Below are 25,616 nucleotides of genomic sequence, written 5' to 3' on the forward strand. Positions count from 1 at the left end.
CGACACAAGGCCGCTCCTACAGGAAATCGCGTTCCCCTGTAGGAGCGGCCTTGTGTCGCGAAAGGAGGGCAAAGCCCTCCCCTACCATGTCACGGCCGGGCATTGATCTGCTGCTGCAGGTTCTGAACCTGGCTCTGCAAGGTATTCAGGTTACGGGTCGTCTGCGCCCTGAAGGCATCGAACTCCTGCACCGAAGCACCACCGGAGGCCGCCGCGGCCGGGCGGTTGTCGATCTGGCTCTTGAGCACCAGAATGTCCTGCTCCAGGCTCTGGATGGCCGCGCTCGGGTTACCCTGCTTCTTCAATGCCGCCACCTCGCTGCCCAGGCTCTTGAGCTGCCCATCCAGCTTGGCGCCATCCACCTGCGCGGCCTTCAGCGCAGCGACCTGTTCGTTCAACCCCTTGAATTGGGTATCCAGCTTGCCCCCATCGACCTGGCCCGAGCGCAATGCGGCCAGTTCACCATTCACCGCCTTCAACTGCGCCTGCAACTGGCTTTGCAGCTCGGTCACGGCCTTCTGCTGTTCACGGGTATCGGCCAGCACCTGCTCAAGGCGCTTGCCCAGGTCGCCGGTCTGCCCGGCCACGCCCTTCTGCAACTGGCGCAATTGCAGCTTCAGCGCCTCGCTGTTGGTAGTGGCGCCGGATTCGCTGGCCGCCACCTTGCCACTGATCGCCTGCAGGCGCCCGGCCGCTTCTTCGCTGATGCGGGCGAAGCTTTCCTGGGTCGCCACCAGCTGCTGCTCCATCAGCGAGATCTGCTGGAAGCTCCACCAGCCAAGGCCCGCCAAGGCGATGAACGAGGCGCCGAGCAACGCCCAGAGCGGCGCCGTGCTGGCACCGCGGGCGGCTTTCTGGCGGCTGCGCGCCACGTGCGCCGGCATCAGTTCGTCATCGTCATGGGTGCCGGCACGCAGGGTCGGCACGTCATCGTAGTCATCGTGAGCATGGTTACGCATGGATACATTCAACCGCGGTAGTCGCAAAGAGGCACGAGTATAAACCGCCAGCGCGGCGCGTTGATGACCATTGTCGGCCGGGCGGCTTCACTGCCCCGGGGGCTGATGCTTCCACCAGGCGCAGAATTCATCCAGCGCCGTCCACAGGCTGACCTTGGGCTGGTAATCCAGGTACTGTCGGGCACGGCTGATATCCAGGGTGAAATCGCGGCTCATCACCTGCATCCCCAGGCGCGACAGGGTCGGTTGCGGGCGCCCCGGCCACAACATGCAAGCCGCCTCGTTCAGCGCGGCCAGGCTGTAACCCAGGCCGTAGGAACGGTAACGGGTAACCTGCGGCAGCTGCATCTGACGCATCACGTAGTTGACCACGTCCCACAGCGGCAACGGCTGGCCGTTGCTGATGTTGTAGGCCTGGCCCAGCGCCCGGTCGTCGGCGAACAAGGCACTGAGCAGCGCTTCGTTGAGGTTGTGCACGCTGGTGAAATCAACTTTGTTAAGGCCGTTGCCGATGATTGCCACACGCCCCTTGCGCTGCATCTGCATCAGCCGCGGGAAGATACTGGCATCGCCCGCGCCAGTGACGAAGCGTGGGCGCAGTGCCAGTACCTCGAGACCGAACTCCTGGGCACCGAATACCTTCTGCTCGGCCATGTGCTTGGTATGCCCGTAGTGGTCGTGAAAGCGGCGCGGCACCTGGTCTTCCCGGATGTCCAGGCGCGAGCGGCCATTGAAGTAGATCGACGGAGAAGACAGGTGTACCAGGCGTCGCACGTGCTCCTTCAAGCAGCCCTCGACCACGTTTTCGGTGACCACCACATTGCCTTGGTAGAAATCCTGATAGCGCCCCCAGTTGCCCACTGCGCCAGCGCAATGCACCACCGCATCGACGCCCTGGCACAGGCGGCGGGCCAGTTCGGCATCACCCAGATCGCCGGAGATGAACTGGGCGCCGCGCTTGACCAGGTGCTCGACCCCTTCGGCTCGACGGCCGCTGACCCGCACGTCCAGGCCCTGCTCCAGGGCAAAGCGCGCAAAGCGCCCGCCAATGAAGCCGCTCGCGCCGGTGACCAGAATTCGCATGTAAGACTCCGTCTTGCCAGATTTCAGATGCAACTGACGCCAGCCGTGGCTACAAGGGCACCAGCCATTGCCGTGCGGTGTGCCGCAGGTGGTCGGTCAGTTGCGCAAGCAGTTGCCCGCCATTGCGCCAATGATGCCAGTACAGCGGCACATCGATGGGGGTATCGCTGCAGATTTCCACCAACTGCCCGCTGGCCAGTTGCTCGCGAGCTTGCAGTTCCGGTACCAGGCCCCAGCCCAGGCCCGCTTCGGTCATGCGCAGGAAACCTTCGGACGACGGGCACAAGTGGTGCAGGAAGCCGTCCTCGATGCCCAGCGATGCCAGGTAGCGGTGTTGCAGGAAGTCGTCCGGGCCGTAAACGATCGCAGGGGTACGGGCCAGGCGGCTGGCAGCGAAACCCTGCGGAAAATGCCGCACCATGAACCCGGGGCTGGCCAGCGCCCGGTAGCGCATGGCACCCAGTGGCAGGCTGCGCGCGCCGGCCACCGGCCGCTCGCTGCCACACAGGCAGGCCGCCACTTCGCCCGCACGCATGCGTTTCAGGCCCACTTCCTGGTCTTCCACCACCAGGTCGGTCAGCACGTTCTGCTGTGCGCAGAACTTGCCCACTGCGCCGGCCCACCAGGTGGCCAGGCTGTCGGCGTTGATGGCGATGCGCAGGCGCTCCGGCATGCCCTCCTCGTCCAGCGCCGGCACCTGGCGCTGCAGGTCGCGTTCGAGCAGGCGCACCTGCTGCACATGGTTGAGCAACTGGCGGCCGACTTCGGTCGGGCTTGGTGGGGTGGCACGCACCAGCACTGGCTGACCGACCCGCGCCTCGAGCAGCTTGATGCGCTGGGAGATGGCCGACTGCGACAAGCCCAGCACCTGCGCCGCGCGTTCGAAACCGCCCTGCTCGATCACCGCGGCGAGGGCGGCCAGCAGCTTGTAGTCGAACATCGATTTTCCTAATGAGGGATCAGCTCTATTTGTTTTTCTTATACAGCGTGGTTCATCACAATGGCCAGCATCTTTTAGCTTCTTTGGAGAGCAGGCCATGTGGCAAAGCTATCTCAACGGCATGCTCGTGGCCTTCGGCCTGATCATGGCCATCGGTGCACAGAACGCCTTCGTCCTCGCCCAGAGCTTGCGCCGCGAACATCATTTGCCGGTGGCGGCACTGTGCATCGTCTGTGACGCCATCCTGGTGGCAGCCGGGGTGTTCGGCCTGGCCACCGTGCTGGCGCACAACCCGACCCTGCTGGCGATCGCCCGCTGGGGCGGTGCGGTGTTCCTGATCTGGTACGGCGCCAAGGCTTTGCGCAGCGCCTGCTCCAAGCAAAGCCTGCAACACCAGCAAGGCCAGGGTGCGCGCTCACGCCGCGCGGTACTGCTCAGCGCCTTGGCGGTGACCCTGCTGAACCCGCACGTGTACCTCGACACGGTGCTGCTGATCGGCTCGCTGGGCGCCCAGCAGGCTGCGCCCGGTGCCTACGTGGCCGGCGCCGCCAGTGCCTCGCTGCTGTGGTTCTCGACCCTGGCGATCGGCGCGGCCTGGCTGGCGCCGTGGCTGGCCCGGCCGGCGACCTGGCGCATGCTCGACCTGATGGTGGCGGTGATGATGTTCGCGGTGGCGGCGCAGTTGATTTTCAACTGAGCGCAGGGCCTGGCATAGCATCTTCATCGCCTGTGAGACCGAGCGCCGCCCGCGCGGCGCTTCGCAGCACAAGGCTGCTCCTACATCTGTTTCGGGCCAGTTATTCCTGAGACGAAAGCGCGCGGCCCCTTGGCGTTCATCTCAAAATCGTGCCGGGCAAACAAGGCGGTCGCGTGCGTTGGCACAGGCGATACTGGCCCGAAACAGATGTAGGAGCAGCCTTGTGCTGCGAAGCGCCGCGCGGGCGGTGCTCGATCTCACAGGCGCTACAACCCTCAAGGCGAACACCACCGGTCGGTACGCCCCAACCGCTCTGGAACCTCTATTCCCTATCTTTGTTGCGTGGTTATGCGCCGGGCCCGGTGCTATGATCCAGCCCTTGCGTCGCAAAGAGTACAAACTCGCCGACGCTCATCGGGCCGCCCGTGATCGGCCTTGCGCAAACCGCAAACAGACCTGAATCAGGAGATCCACCATGGCTTTTGAATTGCCGCCGCTGCCGTACGCCCACGATGCCCTGCAGCCGCACATCTCCAAGGAAACCCTGGAGTATCACCACGACAAGCACCACAACACCTATGTCGTGAACCTGAACAACCTGGTCCCAGGCACCGAATTCGAAGGCAAGACCCTGGAAGAGATCGTCAAGAGCTCTTCGGGCGGCATCTTCAACAACGCCGCTCAAGTCTGGAACCACACCTTCTACTGGAACTGCCTGGCACCAAACGCCGGTGGCCAGCCGACCGGTGCCCTGGCTGACGCCATCAACGCCGCTTTCGGTTCCTTCGACAAGTTCAAGGAAGAGTTCACCAAGACTTCGGTTGGCACCTTCGGTTCCGGCTGGGGCTGGCTGGTGAAGAAGGCTGACGGTTCCCTGGCCCTGGCCAGCACCATCGGCGCCGGCTGCCCGCTGACCAGCGGCGACACCCCGCTGCTGACCTGCGACGTCTGGGAGCACGCCTACTACATCGACTACCGCAACCTGCGTCCGAAGTACGTCGAGGCGTTCTGGAACCTGGTCAACTGGGCCTTCGTTGCCGAACAGTTCGAAGGCAAGACCTTCAAGGCCTGAGTCATTCAGCCCTGAACGAAAAACCCGGCCCGGTGCCGGGTTTTTTTATGCCTGTAAGGCCCTCTTCGCGGACGCGCCCGCTCCCACAGGTACGGCGCCGCTTGTTGACTTGATGCTATCCCTGTGGGAGCGGGCGTGCCCGCGAAGAGGCCGGCACAGATTTCACCTTCAACCCACCAGCAAACGCTTGCTCAGCCCGCATAGCACGCTAACATCAAACCTCTGGAAGATTGATACAGCGCACTCAAGTTGCGGGGTCAGGCAACCGATACACTACTGATGGTCGGCCGATAGTGTATCGTCATCGTTGATGGCAAAATGATGCCATGCGCATGGATTAAGGAAACCCCATTGAAGCTGGAATTGCGGAACAGCTTGTCGGTCAAGTTGCTCAGGGTCGTGCTGCTGTCGGCGCTAGCGGTCGGTGTCGTGCTTAGCTGTGCGCAAATCGTCTACGACACGTACAAGACCCGCCAGGCCGTCAACAACGATGCCCAACGCATCCTCGACATGTTCCGCGACCCCTCGACCCAAGCGGTATATAGCCTGGACCGCGAAATGGGCATGCAGGTGATGGAAGGCCTGTTCCAGGACGAATCGGTACGCATGGCCTCCATCGGCCACCCCAACGAAACCATGCTCGCAGAAAAGTCCCGCCCGCTGCAGGACATGTCCATGCGCTGGCTGACTGACCTGATCCTCGGCCAGGAACGCACCTACACCACGCAACTGGTTGGCCGCGGCCCCTACAGCGAATACTACGGCGACCTGAGCATCACGCTGGACACCTCGTCCTACGGCGAAGATTTCCTGATCAACGCCGTGATCATCTTCATTTCCGGCGTGCTGCGGGCCCTGGCCATGGGCCTGGTGCTGTACCTGGTCTACCACTGGCTGCTGACCAAACCGTTGTCCAAGATTATCGAGCACCTCACCCAGATCAACCCCGACCGCCCCAGCCAGCACCAGCTACCACTGCTCAAGGGCCATGAGAAGAACGAGCTGGGCCTGTGGGTAAATACCGCCAACCAGCTGCTGGCCTCGATCGAGCGCAACACCCATCTGCGCCACGAGGCGGAGAACAGCCTGCAACGCATGGCCCAGTACGACTTCCTCACCGGCCTGCCCAACCGCCAGCAGTTGCAGCAGCAACTGGACAAGATCCTCGTCGACGGTGGCCGCCTGCAACACCGCGTGGCGGTGCTATGCGTCGGTCTGGACGACTTCAAGGGCATCAACGAGCAGTTCAGCTATCAGGTCGGCGACCAGCTGCTGCTGGCCCTGGCCGACCGCCTGCGCGCCCACAGCGGGCGCCTGGGCGCGCTGGCACGCCTGGGCGGTGACCAGTTCGCCCTGGTGCAGGCCAATATCGAGCAGCCTTATGAGGCGGCGGAACTGGCGCAAAGTATCCTCGACGATCTGGAAGTGCCGTTCGACCTCGACCAGCACCAGCAGATCCGCCTGCGTGCCACCATCGGCATCACCCTGTTCCCGGAAGACGGCGACAGCACCGAGAAGCTGCTGCAGAAAGCCGAACAGACCATGACCCTGGCCAAGGCCCGTTCGCGCAACCGCTACCAGTTCTACATCGCCAGCGTCGACAGCGAGATGCGCCGCCGTCGCGAGCTGGAAAAGGACCTGCGCGAAGCCCTGCCGCGCAACCAGCTGTACCTGGTGTACCAGCCGCAGATCAGCTACCGCGACCACCGCGTGGTCGGTGTCGAAGCACTGCTGCGCTGGCAGCACCCGGAGCTGGGCATGGTGCCGCCAGACCAGTTCATCCCCCTGGCCGAACAGAACGGCAGCATCATCAGCATCGGCGAATGGGTGCTCGACCAGGCCTGCCGGCAACTGCGCGAATGGCACGACATGGGCTTCAGTGACCTGCGCATGGCGGTCAACCTGTCCACCGTGCAGCTGCACCACAACGAACTGCCGCGGGTGGTCAACAACCTGCTGCAGGCCTACCGCCTGCCACCACGCAGCCTGGAGCTGGAAGTCACCGAGACCGGCCTGATGGAAGACATCAGCACCGCCGCCCAGCACCTGCTGAGCCTGCGCCGCTCCGGAGCACTGATTGCCATCGACGACTTCGGCACCGGCTACTCGTCGCTCAGCTACCTGAAATCGCTGCCGCTGGACAAGATCAAGATCGACAAGAGCTTCGTCCAGGACCTGCTGGACGACGATGACGACGCCACCATCGTTCGCGCCATCATCCAGCTGGGCAAGAGCCTGGGAATGCAGGTGATCGCCGAAGGCGTGGAAACCGCCGAACAGGAAACCTACATCGTCGCCCAGGGTTGCCACGAGGGCCAGGGCTACCACTACAGCAAGCCGCTGTCGGCCCGTGAGCTGACCAACTTCCTCAAGCAGGCGCAGCGAAATCAGGTTTCGATGCTCTGAGCCGCCTGACCGGTTACAGGCCATGACTGGCATTTACACGAATTGCACGTCCGCCCCCTTTACAGCAAATGCAAATCTTTCGCATGATGTTGCCGTTTCGCGTGCCACGGCGCACGGTCCACCCCTTGGTCCAACCACACGACGCAGGAAAACCAATAATGATTCGAATGCCTCTGGCCTCCGCCAGTCTGCTGGCCATTGCCATCGCTCTCGCCGGTTGCGGTGAAGGCAAGGACGACAAGGCCGCCGCGCCGCAAGCCCAGGCACCTGCTGCCGCCAGCACCACCGCTGCGGCGCCCGGGGCTGTCGACGAAGCCGCCGGCAAAGCCGTGGTCAAGCATTACGCCGAGCTGGTGTACGCCGTGTACAGCGACTCGCTGAGCACCGCCAAAACCTTGCAGACCGCAGTCGACGCGTTCCTGGCCAAGCCGAACGACGAAACCCTGAAGGCAGCCAGGGAAGCCTGGGTCGCCTCGCGCGTACCGTACCTGCAGAGCGAAGTCTTCCGCTTCGGCAACACCATCATCGACGACTGGGAAGGCCAGGTGAACGCCTGGCCACTGGACGAAGGCCTGATCGACTACGTCGACAAGAGCTATGAGCACGCCCTGGGCAACCCGGCGGCCAACGCCAACATCATCGCCAACACCGAGATCCAGGTGGGCGAAGAGAAGGTCGACGTCAAGGACATCACGCCCGAGAAGCTGGCCAGCCTGAACGAGCTGGGCGGTTCCGAAGCCAACGTCGCCACCGGCTATCACGCCATCGAGTTCCTCCTCTGGGGCCAGGACCTGAACGGCACCGGCCCGGGCGCGGGCAACCGTCCGGCGTCGGATTACCTGGAAGGCAAGGGCGCCACCGGTGGCCACAACGACCGCCGCCGTGCCTACCTGAAAGCGGTCACCGACCTGCTGGTCAAGGACCTCGAAGAGATGGTCGGCAACTGGGCGCCGAACGTCGCCGACAACTACCGCGCCAAGCTGGAGGCAGAATCGGTCAACGACGGCCTGCGCAAGATGCTGTTCGGCATGGGCAGCCTGTCGCTGGGCGAACTGGCTGGCGAGCGCATGAAGGTTTCGCTCGAAGCCAACTCGCCGGAAGACGAGCACGACTGCTTCAGCGACAACACCCACTACTCGCACTTCTACGACGCCAAGGGCATCCGCAACGTCTACCTGGGCGAGTACACCCGTCCAGATGGCAGCAAGGTGACCGGCCCGAGCCTGTCGTCGCTGGTGGCCAAGGTAGACCCGGCCGCAGACGCCACCCTCAAGGCCGATCTGGAAGCCACCGAAGCCAAGATCCAGGTGATCGTCGACCACGCCCTCAAGGGCGAGCACTACGACCAGCTGATCGCGGCCGACAACGCAGCCGGCAACCAGATCGTGCGTGACGCCATCGCTTCCCTGGTCAAGCAGACCGGTGCGATCGAGCAGGCCGCGGGCAAGCTGGGCATTGCCAACCTGAACCCGGATACCGCCGATCACGAGTTCTGATCCTGCTGTAGCGGTACTGGAAGAGGCGGCCTTCGGGTCGCCTTTTTTGCTTAAGGGCCTCCACGGTCCCTTGTAGGAGCGGCCTTGTGTCGCGAAAGGGCTGCAGAGCAGCCCCAGGATTTCAGCACTGATGCAAAAAGTGCTGGGGCCGCTCTGCGGCCCTTTCGCGACACAAGGCCGCTCCTACAAGAGTCCCCGCCAGCGCTGCCGACATGGCCAACTGACACCGATTTCATCCAGCAATTGCAAATTGCTCTTATTCAAACTCCCTCACCCTGCTAAGCTTGCACGCCGGTTTTTCGCTCACGCCCAGGATTCTCGATGTCCTTGTCGCTGTCCCGACTCTCCCCCCTGCTGCTGGCCTTTGCCCTCGCCGCCTGTGACGACGCCCCGCGTTTCACCCAGGCCGAGCCTGGCGAAGCGTTGTCGGGCGGCAAAGCCACCGTGCAGCGCACTGACCGCAATGCCTATTCCCTGCCTTCGGCCAATCTCTCGCCCGAGCGGCGCCTGGACTTCGCCGTAGGCAACAGCTTCTTCCGCAACCCCTGGGTGATCGCCCCGTCCACCACCACCGCCCGTGACGGCCTGGGCCCGCTGTTCAACACCAATGCCTGCCAGAACTGCCACGTGCGCGACGGCCGCGGCCACCCGCCAGAGCCGGGCGACAGCAACGCCGTATCGATGCTGGTACGCCTGTCGATCCCCGACCAGCCCTACCTGGCCAAGGTGGTCGAACGACTCGGCGTCGTGCCAGAGCCGGTCTATGGCACCCAGCTGCAGGACATGGCCATCCCCGGCGTGACGCCGGAAGGCAAGGTGCGGGTGAGCTATACCAGCGAAACGGTGTCGTTCGAGGATGGCCACCAGGTCGAGCTGCGCAAGCCGGCCCTGCAGATCACCCAGCTCGGCTATGGCGTGATGCACCCCGACACGCGTTTTTCGGCACGGGTGGCGCCGCCGATGATCGGCCTGGGCCTGCTCGAAGCCATCCCCGAAGCCGACTTGCTGGCCAATGAAGACCCCGACGACCGCAACCGCGACGGCATCCGTGGCCGGGCCAACCGGGTGTGGGACGACGCCCAGGGCAAGACCGTGGTCGGCCGCTTCGGCTGGAAGGCCGGGCAGCCCAACGTCAACCAGCAGAACGTGCACGCCTTTGCCGGCGACATGGGCCTGACCACCACCCTGCAGCCCAGCGACGACTGCACCCCGGCGCAGGCCGACTGCCTGGCCGCGCCCAACGGTGACGGTGCCGATGGCGAGAAGGAGGTCAGCGACAACATCCTGCGCCTGGTCACCTTCTACACCCGCAACCTGGCCGTGCCGGCCCGCCGCGACGTGGGTTCGCCGCAGGTGCTCGCGGGCAAGAACCTGTTCTACCAGGCCGGCTGCCAGGGCTGCCATACACCGCAGTTCACCACCGCCGCCAATGCCGCCGAGCCGGAGCTGGCCAACCAGCTGATCCGCCCCTACAGCGACTTGCTGTTGCATGACATGGGCCCGGGCCTGGCCGACGAGCGCACCGAATTCGCCGCCAACGGCCAGGACTGGCGCACCCCACCGTTGTGGGGCATCGGCCTGAGCGAAACGGTCAGTGGCCACAGCCAGTTCCTGCACGACGGCCGCGCCCGCAATTTGCTCGAAGCGGTGCTCTGGCACGGCGGCGAGGCCGAGGCAGCGCGCAATTTCGTACTCACTTTCAATGCCGAGCAGCGTGCCGCGCTGCTGGCTTTCCTGAACTCACTTTAAAAAGCGCAAAGGAGCCGGGCATGTTCCGACCCAAACTGTTGTTCACCAGCCTCGCCGCACTCGCCCTCGGCGCCTGCTCGCCGCAGGACCCGCAAGCCGTGACCTCCGCTGCCATCGCCAAGCAGGTGATCCTGCCCACCTACAGCCGCTGGGTCGAAGCCGACCGCACGCTGGCCGCCAGCGCCCTGGCCTACTGCGAAGGCAAGGAAAGCCTGGACAAGGCCCGTGCCGACTTCCTCAACGCGCAAAAGGCCTGGGCCGAACTGCAACCGCTGCTGGTCGGCCCGCTGGCCGAAGGCAACCGCGCCTGGCAGGTACAGTTCTGGCCCGACAAGAAAAACCTGGTCGGCCGCCAGGTCGAGCAGTTGGTCAACGCCGACAAGCCGGTCGATGCCGCCACCCTGGGCAAGGCCAGCGTGGTGGTACGTGGCCTGTCGGCCTACGAGTACATCCTGTTCGACAGCAAGCCGGACATCGCCACTGCCGAGCAGAAAGCCCGCTACTGCCCGTTGCTGGTGGCCATCGGTGAACACCAGAAGGCCCTGGCCGAAGAGATCCTCAAGGGCTGGAACAGCACCGACGGCATGCTCTCGCAGATGACCAAGTTCCCCAACCAGCGCTACGCCGACTCCCACGAGGCCATCGCCGACCTGCTGCGCGCCCAGGTGACCGCCCTGGACAGCCTGAAGAAAAAGCTCGGTGCACCGATGGGCCGCCAGAGCAAGGGTATCCCGCAGCCACTGCAGGCCGAAGCCTGGCGCAGCCACAGCTCGCTGAAGAGCCTGGAGGCCAGCCTCAAGGCCGCCGAAGCGGTCTGGCTCGGGGTCGACAACCAAGGCCTGCGCGGCTTGCTGTCCAGCGACCAGAAAGCCCTGGCAGAGAAGATCGACGCCGCCTACGCTGCCTCGCTCAAGCTGCTGGCCGACAACCAGAAGACCCTGGGCGAGCTGCTGGCCGACGACGCTGGCCAGCAAACCCTGAACCAGATCTACGACAGCCTCAACGTCGTCCACCGCCTGCACGAAGGCGAGCTGGCCAAGGCGTTGAACATCCAGCTGGGCTTCAATGCCAACGACGGTGACTGATCATGCTGCGACGCCAGGCCCTCAAACTCGGTAGCGTATTGCTCAGCGCCCTCACCCTGGGCGGCTGGAGCCTGTTCCGCAACAAAGGCAGCGAGCCCCTGCTGCTGTCGGCGCGTGACGACGGCGACGGCAAGCACTATGCGGTCGGGTTCCGCCTGGACGGCACCCAGGTGTTCAGCACCCAGGTCGCCCAGCGTTGCCATGCCATCATCCATCACCCGCAGCTGCCGATCGCCCTGTTCGTCGCCCGCCGCCCAGGCACCGAAAGCTACCTGGTCGACCTGCGCGACGGGCGCTTGCTGCAGACCGTCACCTCGCAGCCGAACCGGCACTTCTACGGCCACGCGGTCATTCACAAAAGTGGCGAATGGCTGTATGCCACCGAGAACGACACCACCGACCCTGGGCGTGGCGTACTCGGTGTGTACCGTTTCGAAGGCGAGCGCCTGGTCCACACCGGCGAGATTCCGACCCACGGCATCGGCCCGCACGAGGTAGCCTGGCTGCCTGACGGCGAAACGCTGGTCGTGGCCAACGGCGGTATCCGTACCGAAGCCGAAAGCCGGGTGGAGATGAACCTCGACGCCATGGAGCCGAGCCTGGTGCTGATGCAGCGCGACGGTACCCTGCTGAGCAAGGAAACCTTGGCCCAGCAGATGAACAGCGTGCGCCACCTGGCGGTGGGCAGCGATGGCACCATCGCTGCCTGCCAGCAGTTCATGGGCGATGCCGATGAAACTGCCGAACTACTGGCGATCAAGCGCCCGGGCGAGCCGTTCAAGGCCTTCCCGGTGCCGGAGCGGCAGTTGCAGGCCATGGCCCAGTACACCGCCAGCGTGGCTATCCACAGCGAGCTGCGCCTGGTGGCGCTGACCGCGCCAAGGGCCAACCGCCTGTTCGTCTGGGACCTGGACAGCGGCGCGGTACGGCTGGATGCGCCAATGCCCGATTGCGCGGGGGTGGGTGCGGTGCAGGACGGCTTTGTCGTCACCTCCGGGCAGGGCCGTTGCCGGTTCTATGATTGCCGCAAGGGCGAACTGGTCGGGCAACCGATGAACCTGCCGTCCGGTTTCTGGGACAACCACCTGCATCTGGTCTGATTTTCGGGCTGGCTGTACTGGCCCCTTCGCGGCTAAAGCCGCTCCCACAGGAATTGCGCAACCCGCTGACTGCGCGGGCCCTGTGGGAGCGGCTTTAGCCGCGAAGAGGCCGGCCCAGGCATTCCACTCCCCTTCCTTCCAAAAACAGTCAATACTTCCCCCATCCACACGTGGGCAGGATCGCCCGTTGTCGTGTCCAAGCGAATAACAACCATATCCAAGGAACCGGACCTATGCTGCGCCGCCGCATGCTCATCATGTTGGCCGTGGTTCTGCTGATCGTGCTGGCCCTGGGGGGCTACAAGGCCTTTTCGATCTACCAGCAGATCCAGATGTTCACTGCCCCCAAGCCGCCCATCACCGTGGCGGCCGCCTTGGCCGAACAGCGCTCGTGGCAAGAGCGCCTGCCCGCCGTCGGCAGCCTCAAGGCGCTACAGGGCGTGGAGCTGAGCCTGGAGGTGGACGGCATCGTCAAAGCCCTGCATTTCGACTCGGGCCAGCAGGTCAAGGCAGGGCAGCTGCTGCTGCAACTCAACGACGACCAGGAAACTGCCCTGCTCGGCACCGCCCAGGCCGACCTGGGCCTGGCCAAGGTCGATTTCGGCCGCGGCAGCCAGTTGGTCGGCGACTCGGCCATCTCCCGCGGCGAGTTCGACCGCCTCACCGCCCAGTACCGGCGCAACCAGGCGGTGGTCGACCAGCTCAAGGCATCGAAGACCAAGAAAAGCATCAGCGCCCCGTTCAGCGGCACCATCGGCATTCGCCAGGTGGACGTCGGCGACTACCTGGCCACCGGCACGGTGATCGCCACCCTGCAGGACACCTCCAGCCTCTACGTCGACTTCAACGTACCGGAACAGGCCCTGCCGCACCTGAGCCTGGGCCAACAGGTACTGGTGCAGGTGGCCGCCTACCCGGGCCAGACTTTCCCCGCCAGCCTCAGCGCCATCAACCCCAAGGTCGAGGAAACCACGCGCAACCTGCTGGTGCGCGCGACCATGGCCAACCCGGACGGCAAGCTGTTGCCGGGCATGTTCGCCAGCCTGCTGATCCTGCTACCCAACCCGCAGTCACAAGTGGTAGTGCCGGAAAGCGCCATCACCTACACGCTGTATGGCAACTCGGTGTACGTCGCAACGCCAAAAAAGGACAAGGACGGCAAGCCGCAAAACGATGACAAGGGCCAGCCGCAGCTCACCGCCGAGCAGCGCGCGGTGCAAACCGGCGAGCGCCGTGACGGTATGGTGGTGGTCCGCAAGGGCCTGCAGGCCGGGGAGCAGGTGGTCACCGCCGGCCAACTGAAGCTCACCCCCGGCGCCGCAATCCGTATCGGCCAGGACAAAGCCCTCAAGCCCGCACAGGGCGCGCCGGGTAAGGACTGACAGGAGGCTGGCATGGCGTTCACCGACCCGTTCATCCGCCGCCCGGTGCTGGCCAGCGTGGTCAGCCTGCTGATCCTGCTGCTGGGCTTCCAGGCCTGGAGCAAGCTGCAGATCCGCCAGTACCCGCAAATGGAGAACGCCCTGATCACGGTAACCACCGCCTACCCCGGCGCCAACGCCGAGACCATCCAGGGCTATATCACCCAGCCGCTGCAGCAAAGCCTGGCCAGCGCCGAAGGCATCGACTACATGACCTCGGTGAGCCGGCAGAACTTCTCGATCATTTCCATCTACGCACGCATCGGCGCCGACAGCGACCGGTTGTTCACCGAACTGCTGGCCAAGGCCAACGAAGTGCGCAACAAGCTGCCCCAGGACTCGGAAGACCCGGTCCTGAGCAAGGAAGCCGCCGATGCCTCGGCGCTGATGTACATCAGTTTCTACAGCAAGGAGATGAGCAACCCGCAAATCACGGATTACCTGTCGCGGGTGATCCAGCCCAAGCTGGCTACTCTGCCGGGCATGGCCGAAGCGGAAATCCTCGGCAACCAGGTGTTCGCCATGCGCATCTGGATCGACCCGGTGAAACTGGCAGGCTATGGCCTGTCGGCCACCGACGTGACCAATGCCGTGCGCCGCTACAACTTCCTTTCCGCAGCCGGCGAGGTGAAGGGCGAATACGTGGTCACCAGCATCAACGCCAGCACCGAGCTGAAGTCGGCAGAGGCGTTCGCCGCCCTGCCGGTCAAGACCAGTGGCGACAGCCGCGTGCTGTTGGGCGATGTGGCACGGGTCGAGATGGGGGCAGAAAACTACGACACGGTCAGCTCGTTCGACGGTACCCCATCGGTGTACATCGGCATCAAGGCCACACCGGCCGCCAACCCGCTGGACGTCATCAAGGAAGTGCGGCGCATCATGCCCGAGCTGGAAAGCCAGCTGCCCCCGGCGCTGAAGGTATCGATCGCCTACGACGCCACGCTGTTCATCCAGGCCTCCATCGACGAAGTGATCAAGACCCTCGGCGAAGCGATATTGATCGTCATCGTGGTGGTGTTCCTGTTCCTCGGTGCCTTGCGTTCGGTGCTGATCCCGGTGGTGACCATTCCGCTGTCGATGATCGGTGTGCTGTTCTTCATGCAGATGATGGGTTACTCGCTCAACCTGCTGACCCTGCTGGCCATGGTGCTGGCCATCGGGCTGGTAGTGGACGACGCGATTGTCGTGGTGGAAAACATCCACCGGCACATGGAAGAAGGCAAGTCGCCGTTCGACGCCGCCCTCGAGGGCGCCCGCGAAATCGCCATGCCGGTGGTGTCGATGACCATCACCCTCGCGGCGGTGTATGCCCCGATCGGCTTCCTTACCGGGCTTACCGGAGCACTGTTCAAGGAGTTTGCCCTGACCCTGGCCGGTGCGGTGATCATCTCCGGCATCGTTGCCCTCACCCTGTCACCAATGATGTGCGCGCTGCTGCTGCGCCCGGAGCAGAACCCCAGTGGCCTGGCCCACCGCCTGGACGTGCTGTTCGAACGCCTGAAGGTGCGCTACCAGCGACTGCTGCACACCACCCTCGACAGCCGCCCCGTCGTGCTGGTGTTTGCCGTGATCATCCTGTGCCTGATTCCGGTGCTGCTGAAGTTCACCCAGAACGAACTGGCGCCCAACGAAGACCAGGGCGTGATCTTCATGATGAGCAGTTCGCCGCAGCCGGCCAACCTTGATTACCTCAACGCCTACACCGACGAATTCACCCCGCTGTTCAAGGCGTTCCCCGAGTATTACTCTTCGTTCCAGATCAACGGTTTCAATGGCGTGCAGACCGGCATCGGCGGTTTCCTGCTCAAGCCCTGGAACGAGCGCGAGCGCACGCAGATGGAGCTGCTGCCGCTGGTGCAGAGCAAGCTCGAGGAAATCGGCGGCCTGCAGATTTTCGGCTTCAACCTGCCATCGCTGCCCGGCACCGGCGAGGGCCTGCCATTCCAGTTCGTGATCAACAGCGCTGGCGACTACCCGGCACTGCTGGATGTGGCCCAGCGCATCAAGGCCCGCGCCCAGGAATCCGGCAAGTTCGCCTTCCTCGACATCGACCTGGCCTTCGACAAGCCGGAGGTGGTGGTGGACATCAACCGGGCCAAGGCGGCGCAGATGGGGGTGTCGATGGACACCTTGGGCAGCACCCTGGCGACCTTGCTGGGCGAGGCGGAAATCAACCGCTTCACCCTCGAAGGCCGCAGCTACAAGGTGATCGCGCAGGTCGAGCGACCGTACCGCGACAACCCCGGCTGGTTGAACAACTATTACGTGAAGAACGACCAGGGCCAGCTACTGCCGCTATCCACGCTGATCACCCTCAGCGACCGCGCCCGCCCGCGCCAGCTCAACCAGTTCCAGCAGCTGAATTCGGCGATCATCCAGGGAGTGCCCATGGTCAGCCTGGGCGAGGCGCTGCAGACCGTGCAGGGCATCGCCCGCGAAGAGGCTCCGGAAGGCTTCGCCTTCGACTATGCCGGCGTGGCGCGCCAGTACGTGCAGGAAGGCAGCGCGCTGTGGGTCACCTTCGGCCTGGCGTTGGCGATCATTTTCCTGGTGCTGGCGGCCCAGTTCGAAAGCTTCCGCGACCCACTGGTGATTCTGGTGACGGTGCCGTTGTCGATCTGCGGCGCATTGCTGCCGCTGTTCCTCGGCATATCGAGCATGAACATCTACACCCAGGTGGGGCTGGTGACGCTGATCGGGCTGATCAGCAAGCACGGTATCCTGATTGTCGAGTTCGCCAACCAGCTGCGTGAAGAGCGCGGCCTGAGCGTGCGCGAGGCGATCGAGGAAGCTGCGGCGATTCGCCTGCGGCCGGTGCTGATGACCACGGCAGCGATGGTGTTCGGCATGGTGCCGCTGATCCTGGCGACCGGGGCGGGGGCGGTCAGCCGCTTTGACATCGGTACGGTGATTGCCACCGGGATGTCGATTGGTACGCTGTTTACCCTGTTTGTATTGCCTTGTATCTACACCCTGTTGGCGCACAAGGTGCAGGCCAAAGAACCCGCTGTAGCCTGAAACGGCCTCTTCGCGGGTGAACCCGCTCCCACAGGTACAGCGTCAGGTTCGGATATTGTGCAGTTCCTGTGGGAGCGGGTTCACCCGCGAAGAGGCCGGACAAGGCAGATGCAAAAATGCCAGAGGCCCCGCAATCGCGAGGCCTCTGGCATTTCTACTGCACCGGGTTCAACCGAACGGCCGCAACCCCTGGCGCAAGCCGAAAAGGAACAGCAACAGGTCCTGATCCGGCGCGGCCTTGGCTTGTTGCTGCGGTTTCACATCCCGCGGCAACGCGCACTGGTCGGCCAGCTCGGCCTTGCTGAACACTGTCGGCCTCGGCTCTTCCCAGGCAGCCACCGCCACGGTGGTCACCGCCAGGCCAGCTACCAGGAACAAAGCTCGAGCTATTTCTAGTTTCATTGCTCTAACCCTTTGACAGCGCTGCCAAACGCCATCTGGTAAAAGTAGAGCAGTGTTTGCCATTCCGCGTCGTTGATCGACGAATGGCGGCGCAGTTGTCGCAGGTCATTGCCCGCCGCGCGCTGGCAACTGATGCGCCGCCGGCATTTTTCCAGGTCCAGCAGGGCGACCTCGACGCGGGCCTGCTCACCCTCGCCAATCACCTTGATGAACACATGCTTGCCATACAGGCAGCCGTGCTGCCAATGCCCCAGATGCATGCGCGCCAGGTTGTCCGCCAGGTCCTTGAGCATGCGCTCATGCACCACCTGCGGGTAACGCTCGCGGGCACCTTCGGCATGCCAGGTGTCGAGTTCGACGAAGCCGTCGAGTGCTTCGCTCACCAGCAGCGCACGCCACTGGTGGTCGGCACCACGCTCGGCGCCACAGAAGACGATGCGCGGTACACGCACGCCCAGTTGCTCGAAGCTGTTCAACGCATCGAGCTCACGCAATACGGTCGGCCGGCCGAAAGGGTGCAGCACGCTACGGTAGATATGCCCGACCTGGCGTTTGGCATACAGCAGCTTGCCGTTGCCATCGTCGAGGCGTTGCACACCACTCTCGCCACCACGGCGCTGGTTAGGCTCCTCGACCCACTCGCCCTGCTGGCGCCAGTAAAAATCGAACCGCGACTCCCCATTCTGGGCTACAGCCATCAAACACTACCCCTTACGCAATACATAGACCCGCCACATGGCATAGAACGGCAGAAAGTCGAGGCGTTCCTGGATTCTGAAGCCGGCGGCTCGGAATTCTTCTTCGACCGTGTCGGCCGGTAACACAAAGCGGTTCTGGTAATTGTCCTGGTTACCGTTCCTGGCGCTGCGACGCTGTTCCAGCTTTTTTCGGCGCCAGGCCTTGAAGTTACCATCCACCCACAACGACAGGATCACACTATCACGGCTAACCCGTTGAAATTCCGACAGAATTGTCTTTCTGTGCGCCGCTTCGCCGATGTGGTGGAACAAGCGCATGCAGAAGATGCTGTCCACCGAGTTGTCCGGCAAGTCGATGGCAAACGCCGATGTCTGCAAAGGCCGTACCCGTGCCACCACCTCTGGCGCTTGCGCGGTACAGGCTGTCTCGATCATCGCTTCGGAGTTGTCGGCGCCAATGATTACCCGGTTGGGCTTTTCTGCCAGCAATGGCCAGAAGCGGCCGGCACCGCATGGCAGGTCGAGGACCAGGCCAGGCTCACCAGCCAATGCCAAGGCGCGGCGCGCCAACTGCTCATCACGCTTGTGGGAAAGGCGTCGCGCCAGGCCATCCTGGTGCTTGAGAAAGTACTCACGCGCATGTTCTTTGTCGTACTTCTCGGAAAATTCAAGCTTGATGGGGCTACGCATTGGGCATCTCCTGACTCCATTCCGCCCACATTAGGCAAGCAAGCGTAGGAATCAGGTCATGCTGATGTGAAAAATATGTTGAGCGCCGAATGACCTGTTACAACAGATTACTCGACCAAAGCCTCCGGGTCGCCCTTGGCTGCGGTATTGCTCAGGTCCACCCTGAAACGGCAGCCGTGCGGCAAGGTCGAGGTCAGGGTGACATGCCAGCCCTGGTCATCGCAGATCCGCTGTACCAGCGACAGGCCCAGGCCCAGGCCCTCGCCGCGCCGCTCATCGCCGCGCACGAACGGCCGGAACATCGCCTCGCGCTGCTCCTCCGGGATACCCACGCCGCTGTCCTCCACGCTGAAGCCGTTGGCTTCCAGGCTCAGGCGGATATAGCCGCTATCGGTGTAGTGCGCGGCGTTGCGCAGCAGGTTGCCCATCACCGACTGCAGGAAGGTAGCGTTGTACAGCACTGGGCCGGCACTGACGCGGCCATCGAAATACAGGGCCAGGCCCTTCTGCTCGATAGTGTCGCGCCAGACCCCGACCAGTTCATCAGCCACCTCCCGCAGAGTGGCCCGCGAAGCCACCGCGCCCTCGTCGCGCTGTGCCCGGGCCAGCATCAGGAAGGTCTTGACCAGTTCGCGCATTTCTTCCGTGGCTCTAGCCACGCGCTCCACTTGGCTGCGCGAGCGGGCATCCAGCGTCGGGTTTTCCATCAGCAATTCGCACGAGGTGGCCAGCACCATCAAGGGCGTACGCAGTTCATGGCTGACGTCGCTGGTGAACAACCGTTCGCGGGTCAGCGCATCGCGCAGGCGGCCCAGGGTATCGTCAAAGGCGACCGCCAGCTGGCCGACTTCGTCCGCGGCGTAGTCCGGCGCAAGCGGCGGGGCCAGGCCCAGCAACTGGTCACGGTGGCGTACCTGGCGTGCCAGACGGATCACCGGCGCCATCACCCGACGCGCCACCAGCCAGCCGAGAATGACCGCCAGCACCAGGCTGAGCACGAAGCCTACCACTACCACCGCGAACAGCACCCGCTCGCGCTCCTCGAAGTCGCTCTGGTCCTGCAGCAGCACATAGCGGCGGCCATCCACGATCTCGACCATGGCGTGGTACGACAGCTGGTCGCGGAATACCTCGTGGAAGCCGCGGTCAAGGTGACGCAGGTCCTTGGGCAGTTCAAAATCGTCACGCCCGCCGCTGAAGTAGAACAGCTGGTCGGGACGTGGCCGGTGGCTCCAGTCACTGACGCTGTCCATGCGCAACAGGCGCTGCAGATCACCGCCCAGCACCGAGGAAATCAGCCGCTCTTCCACCAGGTGCACGGTGCCGACGATGCCGAAGGCGAAGGCCCCGGCCACCAGTGCGCTCATCAGGGCAAAGGCGATGATGATGCGCTGGGCAAGGCTTTGCTTAAACTCCATCACGGCCCTCGGCGAGGCGATAGCCGACGCCATGGACAGTATGCAGCAGCGGTTTTTCGAACGGCTTGTCGATCACCTGGCGCAACTGGTGCACGTGGCTGCGCAGGCTGTCGCTGTCGGGGCAGTCATCGCCCCAAAGGGCTTCTTCCAGAACTTCGCGACGCAATACGTGCGGGCTTTTCTGCATCAGCACCGCCAGCAGCTTGAGGCCGACCGGGTTGAGCTTGAGCAGGCGGCCCTGGCGGGTGACTTCGAGCGTGTCGAGGTCATAGCTGAGGTCGGCTACCTGCAAGGTGCGGCGCCCGCCGCCTTGGGCCCGGCGCAGCACCGCTTCGATGCGGGCGGCCAACTCCGACAGGGCGAAGGGCTTGAGCAGGTAATCGTCGGCACCGGAGCGGAAGCCCTGCAGGCGGTCGTCCAGTTGGTCGCGGGCGGTGAGCATGATCACCGGCGTGTCGCGGCGGGCGTCTTCGCGCAGGCGCTTGCACAGTGTATAGCCGTCGATGCCCGGCAACATGATGTCGAGCACGATCAGGTCGTAGTGCTCGGTGGCAGCCAGGTGCAGGCCGGACAGGCCATCCTGGGCGCAGTCGACGGTGTAGCCCTTCATCCCCAGGTAGTCGGCCAGGTTGGCCAGGATATCGCGGTTGTCTTCAACCAAAAGAATGCGCATCGGTTTCTCCTGTGCGGCGCTTCTCGCTGTGGTGCGCGGCAGGCGCAGCTTAAGGCCTATGCCTGCAGGGTGCCAGCCCCAGGAAAAATTCAGCGCACTTGACGGTTTTTTCACTGATCCTTCACGGACACAGGATAGCGGGCGGCCGACAATGGCCGATCTTTTTCGCGCCCTGGAGCCGCCATGCAGCAACCAACCCGCCCCCGCCCGATCAATTTCTGGCTGTACCTGGGGCTACCCCTGGCGACGGCGCTGGGCCTGATCCTGCTGGAACTGACCTCGGTCGACATGGACATTGCCAACCTGTTCTTCGACCCCGCCGCCGGGCAATTCATCGGCCGCCACAGCTATTTGCTGGAGAACATCCTGCATGACCGGGTCAAGCAGGGGGTGATCCTGCTGGGAGTGATGTCGCTGGTGACCTTTGCTGCCAGCTTCTTCTGGAAGCGCCTGTTCGGCTGGCGCCGCGAGCTGGGCTGCCTGGTGCTGGCACTGGGCCTGTCCACGGCGTTTGTCACACCGCTGAAAAAAGTGACCCAGGTGCAATGCCCGTGGAGCCTGACCCAGTTTGGCGGGAAGGAAACCTACAGCAAGCTGCTGGAGCCGCGGCCAGCGACCGACAAGCCCGGGCTGTGCTGGCCGGGCGGGCATGCCGCAACCGGGTTCTGCCTGTTCGGGCTGTTCTTCATGTTGCGTGATCGCAAGCCGAGGCTGGCGCGGGTGGCGTTGACGGTAGCCTTCATCGCCGGGTCGGTGCTGTCGCTGGGGCGGATGATGCAGGGGGCGCACTTCCTTTCGCACAACGTATGGACGGCGGTGTTCTGCTGGTTGATCGGTTTGGGGTCGTACTACCTGGTTCTGTATCGTCGGGGAATGGCTGAGGTACCTGCCGCTGAGCGTAGCGTCGCCTGACCCAGGGGCCGCTTTGCGGCCCATTCGCAGCACAAGGCTGCTCCTACAGGAGATCGCGTACTCTGTAGGAGCAGCCTTGTGCTGCGAAGAGGCCCTGGCAGAAAACAAAAAAGCCCCGGCTCTCGCGAACCGGGGCTTTTTGATGGTGCAGGGGGTAAGGCTGGCTTACATCATGCCGCCCATGCCACCCATGCCGCCCATGTCAGGCATGCCAGCAGCTGGCTTGTCTTCCGGCAGGTCGGCAACCATGGCTTCGGTGGTGATCATCAGACCGCCGATCGAAGCAGCAGCTTGCAGCGCCGAACGAGTGACCTTGGCTGGGTCCAGGATACCCATCTCGATCATGTCGCCGTATTCGCCGGTAGCAGCGTTGTAACCGAAGTTACCCGAGCCTTGCTTGACCTTGTCAGCGACAACGCTTGGCTCGTCGCCGGCGTTGGCAGTGATCTGGCGCAGCGGCGCTTCAACGGCGCGACGCAGCAGGGCGATACCGACGTTCTGGTCTTCGTTGTCACCTTTGAGGTTGACAATGGCAGCCAGGGAGCGAACCAGGGCCACACCACCGCCAGGTACCACGCCTTCTTCAACGGCTGCACGGGTAGCGTGCAGGGCGTCTTCAACGCGGGCTTTCTTCTCTTTCATTTCAACTTCGGTGCCGGCACCGACCTTGATCACGGCAACACCGCCAGCCAGCTTGGCCAGACGCTCTTGCAGCTTCTCACGGTCGTAGTCAGAGGAAGTCTCTTCGATCTGGGCACGGATCTGCTTGACGCGTGCTTCGATCTCGCCGTCGGCGCCAGCGCCGTCGATGATGGTGGTGTTTTCCTTGGACAGGATGACGCGCTTGGCGTTACCCAGGTGCTCCAGGGTAGCGGTTTCCAGGGACAGGCCGATTTCTTCGGAGATGACCTGGCCGCCAGTCAGGACGGCGATGTCCTGCAGCATGGCCTTGCGGCGGTCGCCGAAGCCCGGAGCCTTGACCGCAGCAACCTTGACGATGCCACGCATGTTGTTGACTACCAGGGTAGCCAGGGCTTCGCCTTCAACGTCTTCGGCAACGATCAGCAGTGGGCGGCCGGCCTTGGCAACGGCTTCCAGAACTGGCAGCAGCTCACGGATGTTGGAGATCTTCTTGTCGACCAGCAGCAGCAGCGGGCCTTCCAGCTCGGCAACCATGGTGTCCGGCTTGTTGACGAAGTATGGCGACAGGTAGCCACGGTCGAACTGCATGCCTTCTACAACCGACAGTTCGTTTTCCAGGCCCGAGCCTTCTTCAACGGTGATCACGCCTTCTTTACCGACCTTTTCCATGGCTTCGGCAATGATTTCACCGATGGAGTTGTCGGAGTTGGCGGAGATGGTACCTACCTGGGCGATGGCCTTGGAGTCGGCGCATGGCTTGGACAGGTTCTTCAGCTCGGCGACGACGGCAGCGGTGGCCTTGTCGATGCCGCGCTTCAGGTCCATCGGGTTCATGCCGGCAGCGACGGCTTTCAGGCCTTCGTTGACGATGGCCTGAGCCAGAACGGTAGCGGTGGTGGTGCCGTCACCGGCAGCGTCGTTGGCCTTGGAAGCAACTTCCTTGACCAGCTGGGCGCCCATGTTTTCGAAAGCGTCTTTCAGCTCGATTTCCTTGGCAACGGAAACGCCGTCCTTGGTGATGGTCGGCGCGCCGAAGCTCTTGGCCAGCACCACGTTACGGCCTTTCGGGCCCAGGGTCGCTTTTACCGCGTCAGCCAGAACGTTGACACCAACCAGCATTTTCTTACGAGCGGAGTCGCCGAATTTTACGTCTTTAGCAGCCATGATCGTTTAATCCTTGGAAATTCTTTGGAGTAACGGGAAGTCGGGGGAAATCAGCCTTCGATAACGGCGAGGATTTCGTTTTCAGCCATGACCAGCAGGTCTTCGCCATCGACTTTCACGGTGTTGCTGCCCGAGTAAGGGCCGAAAACCACTTTGTCACCCACTTTCACGGCCAGCGCGCGAACTTCGCCGTTGTCCAGGATGCGACCGGTGCCGACGGCGACGACTTCGCCGCGGTTTGGTTTTTCAGCGGCCGAACCCGGCAGGACGATACCGCCAGCGGTTTTCGATTCTTCTTCGCTGCGACGGATGACTACGCGGTCATGCAGAGGACGAAGCTTCATTGTCGATCTCTCCCAAAGTGTGGTTTTCATCGGCCGGTGTCGACACCGGCGGGTTAATGCTATCCGGCGTTGCCGGAAGGCCGCTCGCCCAAGGCGAACCGCCTGAGTAATGACTGGTGTTGCCACCAGAAACCTTGCGGTGACCACTACATGAGGCCGCCATATTCAATTACAAGGCTTGTTTCAGAAAATTTTTCATTAGCGCCTTGGCCCCGCAAAAAGCTGGGGCCGCTGCGCGCCCCTTTCGCGACACAAGGCCGCTCCCACAGGAGGTGTGCATTCCCTGTGGGAGCGGCCTTGTGTCGCGAAAGGGCCGCAAAGCGGCCCCCAGCCATTACTTGTCGCGGCGCTCGTACTCGCCCTCGATCACATTCGGGCGATGGCCGCCATCCTGTGGGCGAGCCTGGAACGGGTCGTCCTGGAAGGCGCGCTGGCGCATGGCCTGGGCCTCGGCACGCTCGCGCATCTTGCGCGCAGCCAGGTGACGGGTGAAGGGCAGCAGGCACAGCAGGCCCAGCACGTCGCTGATGAAACCAGGCAGCAACAGCAGGCCACCACCAACGGCCAGCATCATGCCCTGGAACATGTCCTCGGCGGGCAGTTCGCCACGCTGCAGGCTTTCACGGGCGCGCAGTGCGGTGGCCAGCCCGGCCACGCGCATCACCAGCACACCCAGGGCGGAGCCGGCAATGATCAGCAGCAGCGCCGGGAAGAAACCGATGGCGGCACTGACCTTCACGAAGACGAACAGCTCCAGCACGGGGAACAGGAGAAACAGCAGTAGAAAAGCACGCATCAAAGCATTCCTCGTTGGAAGAGAACCTTCCTGTAAGACCAACAGATGGATGCGTGCGCTCGGCTTTTCAACCCTCGACTTCCGTCGCAACCGGCCACTGGTCGGCGCGAGCCAGCAAAACCAGGGCTTCGCGGACTTGTGTCGGCGTGTTGCAAATACTCGGGAAAGGCAGCCAGTGCACCGCTTGGCCGATACGCAGGTGCATGCCTTCGCTGTCCACCCCGACCATCTGCGCTGGCGCATGGCTTGGCAAATAGGCCAGCTGCACATAATGGGCGATGGCGTTGGCGTGGTCGTTGTTCATGTGCTCGACCATGCTTGCCTCGGCTTTACCGGCGAACGGGTTGGCCAAGGTTACATGGTCGAGCCAGTGGATCGCGCCGAAGCCGCCGATGTAGCGGTGGCGCACCGGCTGCAACACCCAGAAGTCGAAGTCGTGGGCCTTGTGGTAGTTGGCTGCTTCCGGGAAATAGCGGTAGTAGCGCTCGGCGGCGGCCTCGATGGCGACCTCCTCCACCAGCTTGTGCGCCTCGGCCATTACCGTCAGGCGCCCCACCGCCTGTACGTCCTCGGCTTCGCGCTCACCCACCAGCAGCGAGCACTTGGGGTCTTTCTGCAGGTTGTGAGTGTGCTGGGCGATGCGGCTGATGAGGATCAGCGGGTTGCCCTGGGCATCCAGGCAGTACGGCACGACAGAGCCGAAGGGGTAGCCGGGCATCGACTTGGAATGGGTCGAGAGCACGCCGCGGTATTCCTTGAGCAGCAGCTCCCGGGCGGGGCGGATGGCGTTGGTACTCACGAAGGGCGGCTCCTGATGGCGGGCTGGATGGGACAAGATAAGCATTATCAGA

General features: G+C 63.5%; 22 protein-coding genes. 10 read left to right on the forward strand and 12 right to left on the reverse strand.

The window, feature by feature from the left end:
* Positions 1–89: 89 nt before the first annotated feature.
* From JV551A3_RS26175 to JV551A3_RS26185, 3 genes are all read right to left on the reverse strand, one after another.
* Positions 90–959, reverse strand: coding sequence for an ATPase (locus JV551A3_RS26175; protein WP_133975227.1), 870 nt, complete (start codon positions 957–959; stop codon positions 90–92).
* Between the two features lie 87 nt (positions 960–1,046).
* Positions 1,047–2,042 carry an NAD-dependent epimerase/dehydratase family protein gene (locus JV551A3_RS26180; RefSeq protein ID WP_133975229.1) on the reverse strand — a complete coding sequence of 332 codons (996 nt, stop codon included), beginning with the start codon at positions 2,040–2,042 and terminating at the stop codon, positions 1,047–1,049.
* 49 nt (positions 2,043–2,091) lie between these two features.
* A complete protein-coding gene (locus JV551A3_RS26185; RefSeq protein WP_133975231.1) occupies positions 2,092–2,982 on the reverse strand; it encodes a LysR family transcriptional regulator ArgP in 891 nt (296 codons plus the stop codon).
* Positions 2,983–3,079: 97 nt separating this feature from the next.
* Between JV551A3_RS26185 and JV551A3_RS26190 the strand changes: the two genes are divergently transcribed.
* From JV551A3_RS26190 to JV551A3_RS26230, 9 genes are all read left to right on the forward strand, one after another.
* Positions 3,080–3,679, forward strand: coding sequence for a LysE/ArgO family amino acid transporter (locus tag JV551A3_RS26190; RefSeq protein ID WP_133975233.1), 600 nt, complete (start codon positions 3,080–3,082; stop codon positions 3,677–3,679).
* A gap of 475 nt (positions 3,680–4,154) precedes the next feature.
* The gene (locus JV551A3_RS26195) at positions 4,155–4,751 is read left to right on the forward strand and encodes a superoxide dismutase (RefSeq protein ID WP_013974076.1); all 597 of its coding nucleotides are present in this window, start codon (positions 4,155–4,157) and stop codon (positions 4,749–4,751) included.
* 351 nt (positions 4,752–5,102) lie between these two features.
* Positions 5,103–7,157, forward strand: coding sequence for a putative bifunctional diguanylate cyclase/phosphodiesterase (locus JV551A3_RS26200; protein ID WP_166674302.1), 2,055 nt, complete (start codon positions 5,103–5,105; stop codon positions 7,155–7,157).
* A gap of 158 nt (positions 7,158–7,315) precedes the next feature.
* Entirely contained in the window at positions 7,316–8,653 is a 1,338-nt protein-coding gene (locus tag JV551A3_RS26205) for an imelysin family protein (RefSeq protein ID WP_112250358.1), read from the forward strand.
* Positions 8,654–8,974: 321 nt separating this feature from the next.
* Positions 8,975–10,402 carry a di-heme oxidoreductase family protein gene (locus tag JV551A3_RS26210; RefSeq protein ID WP_133975235.1) on the forward strand — a complete coding sequence of 476 codons (1,428 nt, stop codon included), beginning with the start codon at positions 8,975–8,977 and terminating at the stop codon, positions 10,400–10,402.
* 20 nt (positions 10,403–10,422) lie between these two features.
* Positions 10,423–11,487, forward strand: coding sequence for an imelysin family protein (locus JV551A3_RS26215; RefSeq protein WP_133975237.1), 1,065 nt, complete (start codon positions 10,423–10,425; stop codon positions 11,485–11,487).
* A 2-nt stretch (positions 11,488–11,489) separates the two neighbouring features.
* On the forward strand, positions 11,490–12,587 hold the full coding sequence (locus JV551A3_RS26220) for a DUF1513 domain-containing protein (protein ID WP_133975239.1): 1,098 nt from the start codon (positions 11,490–11,492) through the stop codon (positions 12,585–12,587).
* A 233-nt stretch (positions 12,588–12,820) separates the two neighbouring features.
* A complete protein-coding gene (locus tag JV551A3_RS26225; RefSeq protein ID WP_133975242.1) occupies positions 12,821–13,969 on the forward strand; it encodes an efflux RND transporter periplasmic adaptor subunit in 1,149 nt (382 codons plus the stop codon).
* 12 nt (positions 13,970–13,981) lie between these two features.
* Entirely contained in the window at positions 13,982–17,026 is a 3,045-nt protein-coding gene (locus tag JV551A3_RS26230; protein ID WP_133975244.1) for a multidrug efflux RND transporter permease subunit, read from the forward strand.
* Positions 17,027–17,194: 168 nt separating this feature from the next.
* On the opposite strand, the gene JV551A3_RS26235 is transcribed toward JV551A3_RS26230, so the two are convergent.
* The 5 genes from JV551A3_RS26235 to colR form a co-directional block, all read right to left on the reverse strand.
* Positions 17,195–17,428 carry a hypothetical protein gene (locus JV551A3_RS26235; RefSeq protein WP_112250346.1) on the reverse strand — a complete coding sequence of 78 codons (234 nt, stop codon included), beginning with the start codon at positions 17,426–17,428 and terminating at the stop codon, positions 17,195–17,197.
* Complete coding sequence (locus JV551A3_RS26240; RefSeq protein ID WP_133975246.1) at positions 17,425–18,126, reverse strand: lipopolysaccharide kinase InaA family protein; 702 nt, start codon at positions 18,124–18,126, stop codon at positions 17,425–17,427. Before JV551A3_RS26240 ends, JV551A3_RS26235 begins: the two co-directional genes overlap by 4 nt.
* Positions 18,127–18,132: 6 nt before the next feature.
* A complete protein-coding gene (locus tag JV551A3_RS26245) occupies positions 18,133–18,816 on the reverse strand; it encodes a class I SAM-dependent methyltransferase (RefSeq protein ID WP_133975248.1) in 684 nt (227 codons plus the stop codon).
* A gap of 107 nt (positions 18,817–18,923) precedes the next feature.
* Positions 18,924–20,234 carry a sensor histidine kinase gene (locus JV551A3_RS26250; protein ID WP_133975250.1) on the reverse strand — a complete coding sequence of 437 codons (1,311 nt, stop codon included), beginning with the start codon at positions 20,232–20,234 and terminating at the stop codon, positions 18,924–18,926.
* Complete coding sequence (gene colR / locus JV551A3_RS26255) at positions 20,224–20,907, reverse strand: two-component system response regulator ColR (protein WP_003255215.1); 684 nt, start codon at positions 20,905–20,907, stop codon at positions 20,224–20,226. The genes JV551A3_RS26250 and colR overlap by 11 nt, the downstream gene beginning before the upstream one ends.
* A gap of 183 nt (positions 20,908–21,090) precedes the next feature.
* Between colR and JV551A3_RS26260 the strand changes: the two genes are divergently transcribed.
* On the forward strand, positions 21,091–21,819 hold the full coding sequence (locus JV551A3_RS26260) for a phosphatase PAP2 family protein (RefSeq protein ID WP_133975251.1): 729 nt from the start codon (positions 21,091–21,093) through the stop codon (positions 21,817–21,819).
* Between the two features lie 165 nt (positions 21,820–21,984).
* On the opposite strand, the gene groL is transcribed toward JV551A3_RS26260, so the two are convergent.
* The 4 genes from groL to JV551A3_RS26280 form a co-directional block, all read right to left on the reverse strand.
* Entirely contained in the window at positions 21,985–23,625 is a 1,641-nt protein-coding gene (groL, locus tag JV551A3_RS26265; RefSeq protein ID WP_085626533.1) for a chaperonin GroEL, read from the reverse strand.
* 50 nt (positions 23,626–23,675) lie between these two features.
* Positions 23,676–23,969 (reverse strand): co-chaperone GroES, encoded by a 294-nt coding sequence (locus JV551A3_RS26270; RefSeq protein ID WP_003260750.1) that lies wholly within the window; start codon positions 23,967–23,969, stop codon positions 23,676–23,678.
* Positions 23,970–24,303: 334 nt separating this feature from the next.
* Positions 24,304–24,765: an FxsA family protein gene (locus JV551A3_RS26275; protein WP_025340530.1), complete on the reverse strand. Its 462-nt coding sequence runs from the start codon at positions 24,763–24,765 to the stop codon at positions 24,304–24,306.
* Positions 24,766–24,832: 67 nt separating this feature from the next.
* Complete coding sequence (locus JV551A3_RS26280) at positions 24,833–25,564, reverse strand: HugZ family pyridoxamine 5'-phosphate oxidase (protein ID WP_133975253.1); 732 nt, start codon at positions 25,562–25,564, stop codon at positions 24,833–24,835.
* Positions 25,565–25,616: the final 52 nt, after the last annotated feature.

It is taken from the genome of Pseudomonas inefficax, assembly GCF_900277125.1.
GTDB classification, from domain to species: Bacteria; Pseudomonadota; Gammaproteobacteria; order Pseudomonadales; family Pseudomonadaceae; genus Aquipseudomonas; species Aquipseudomonas inefficax.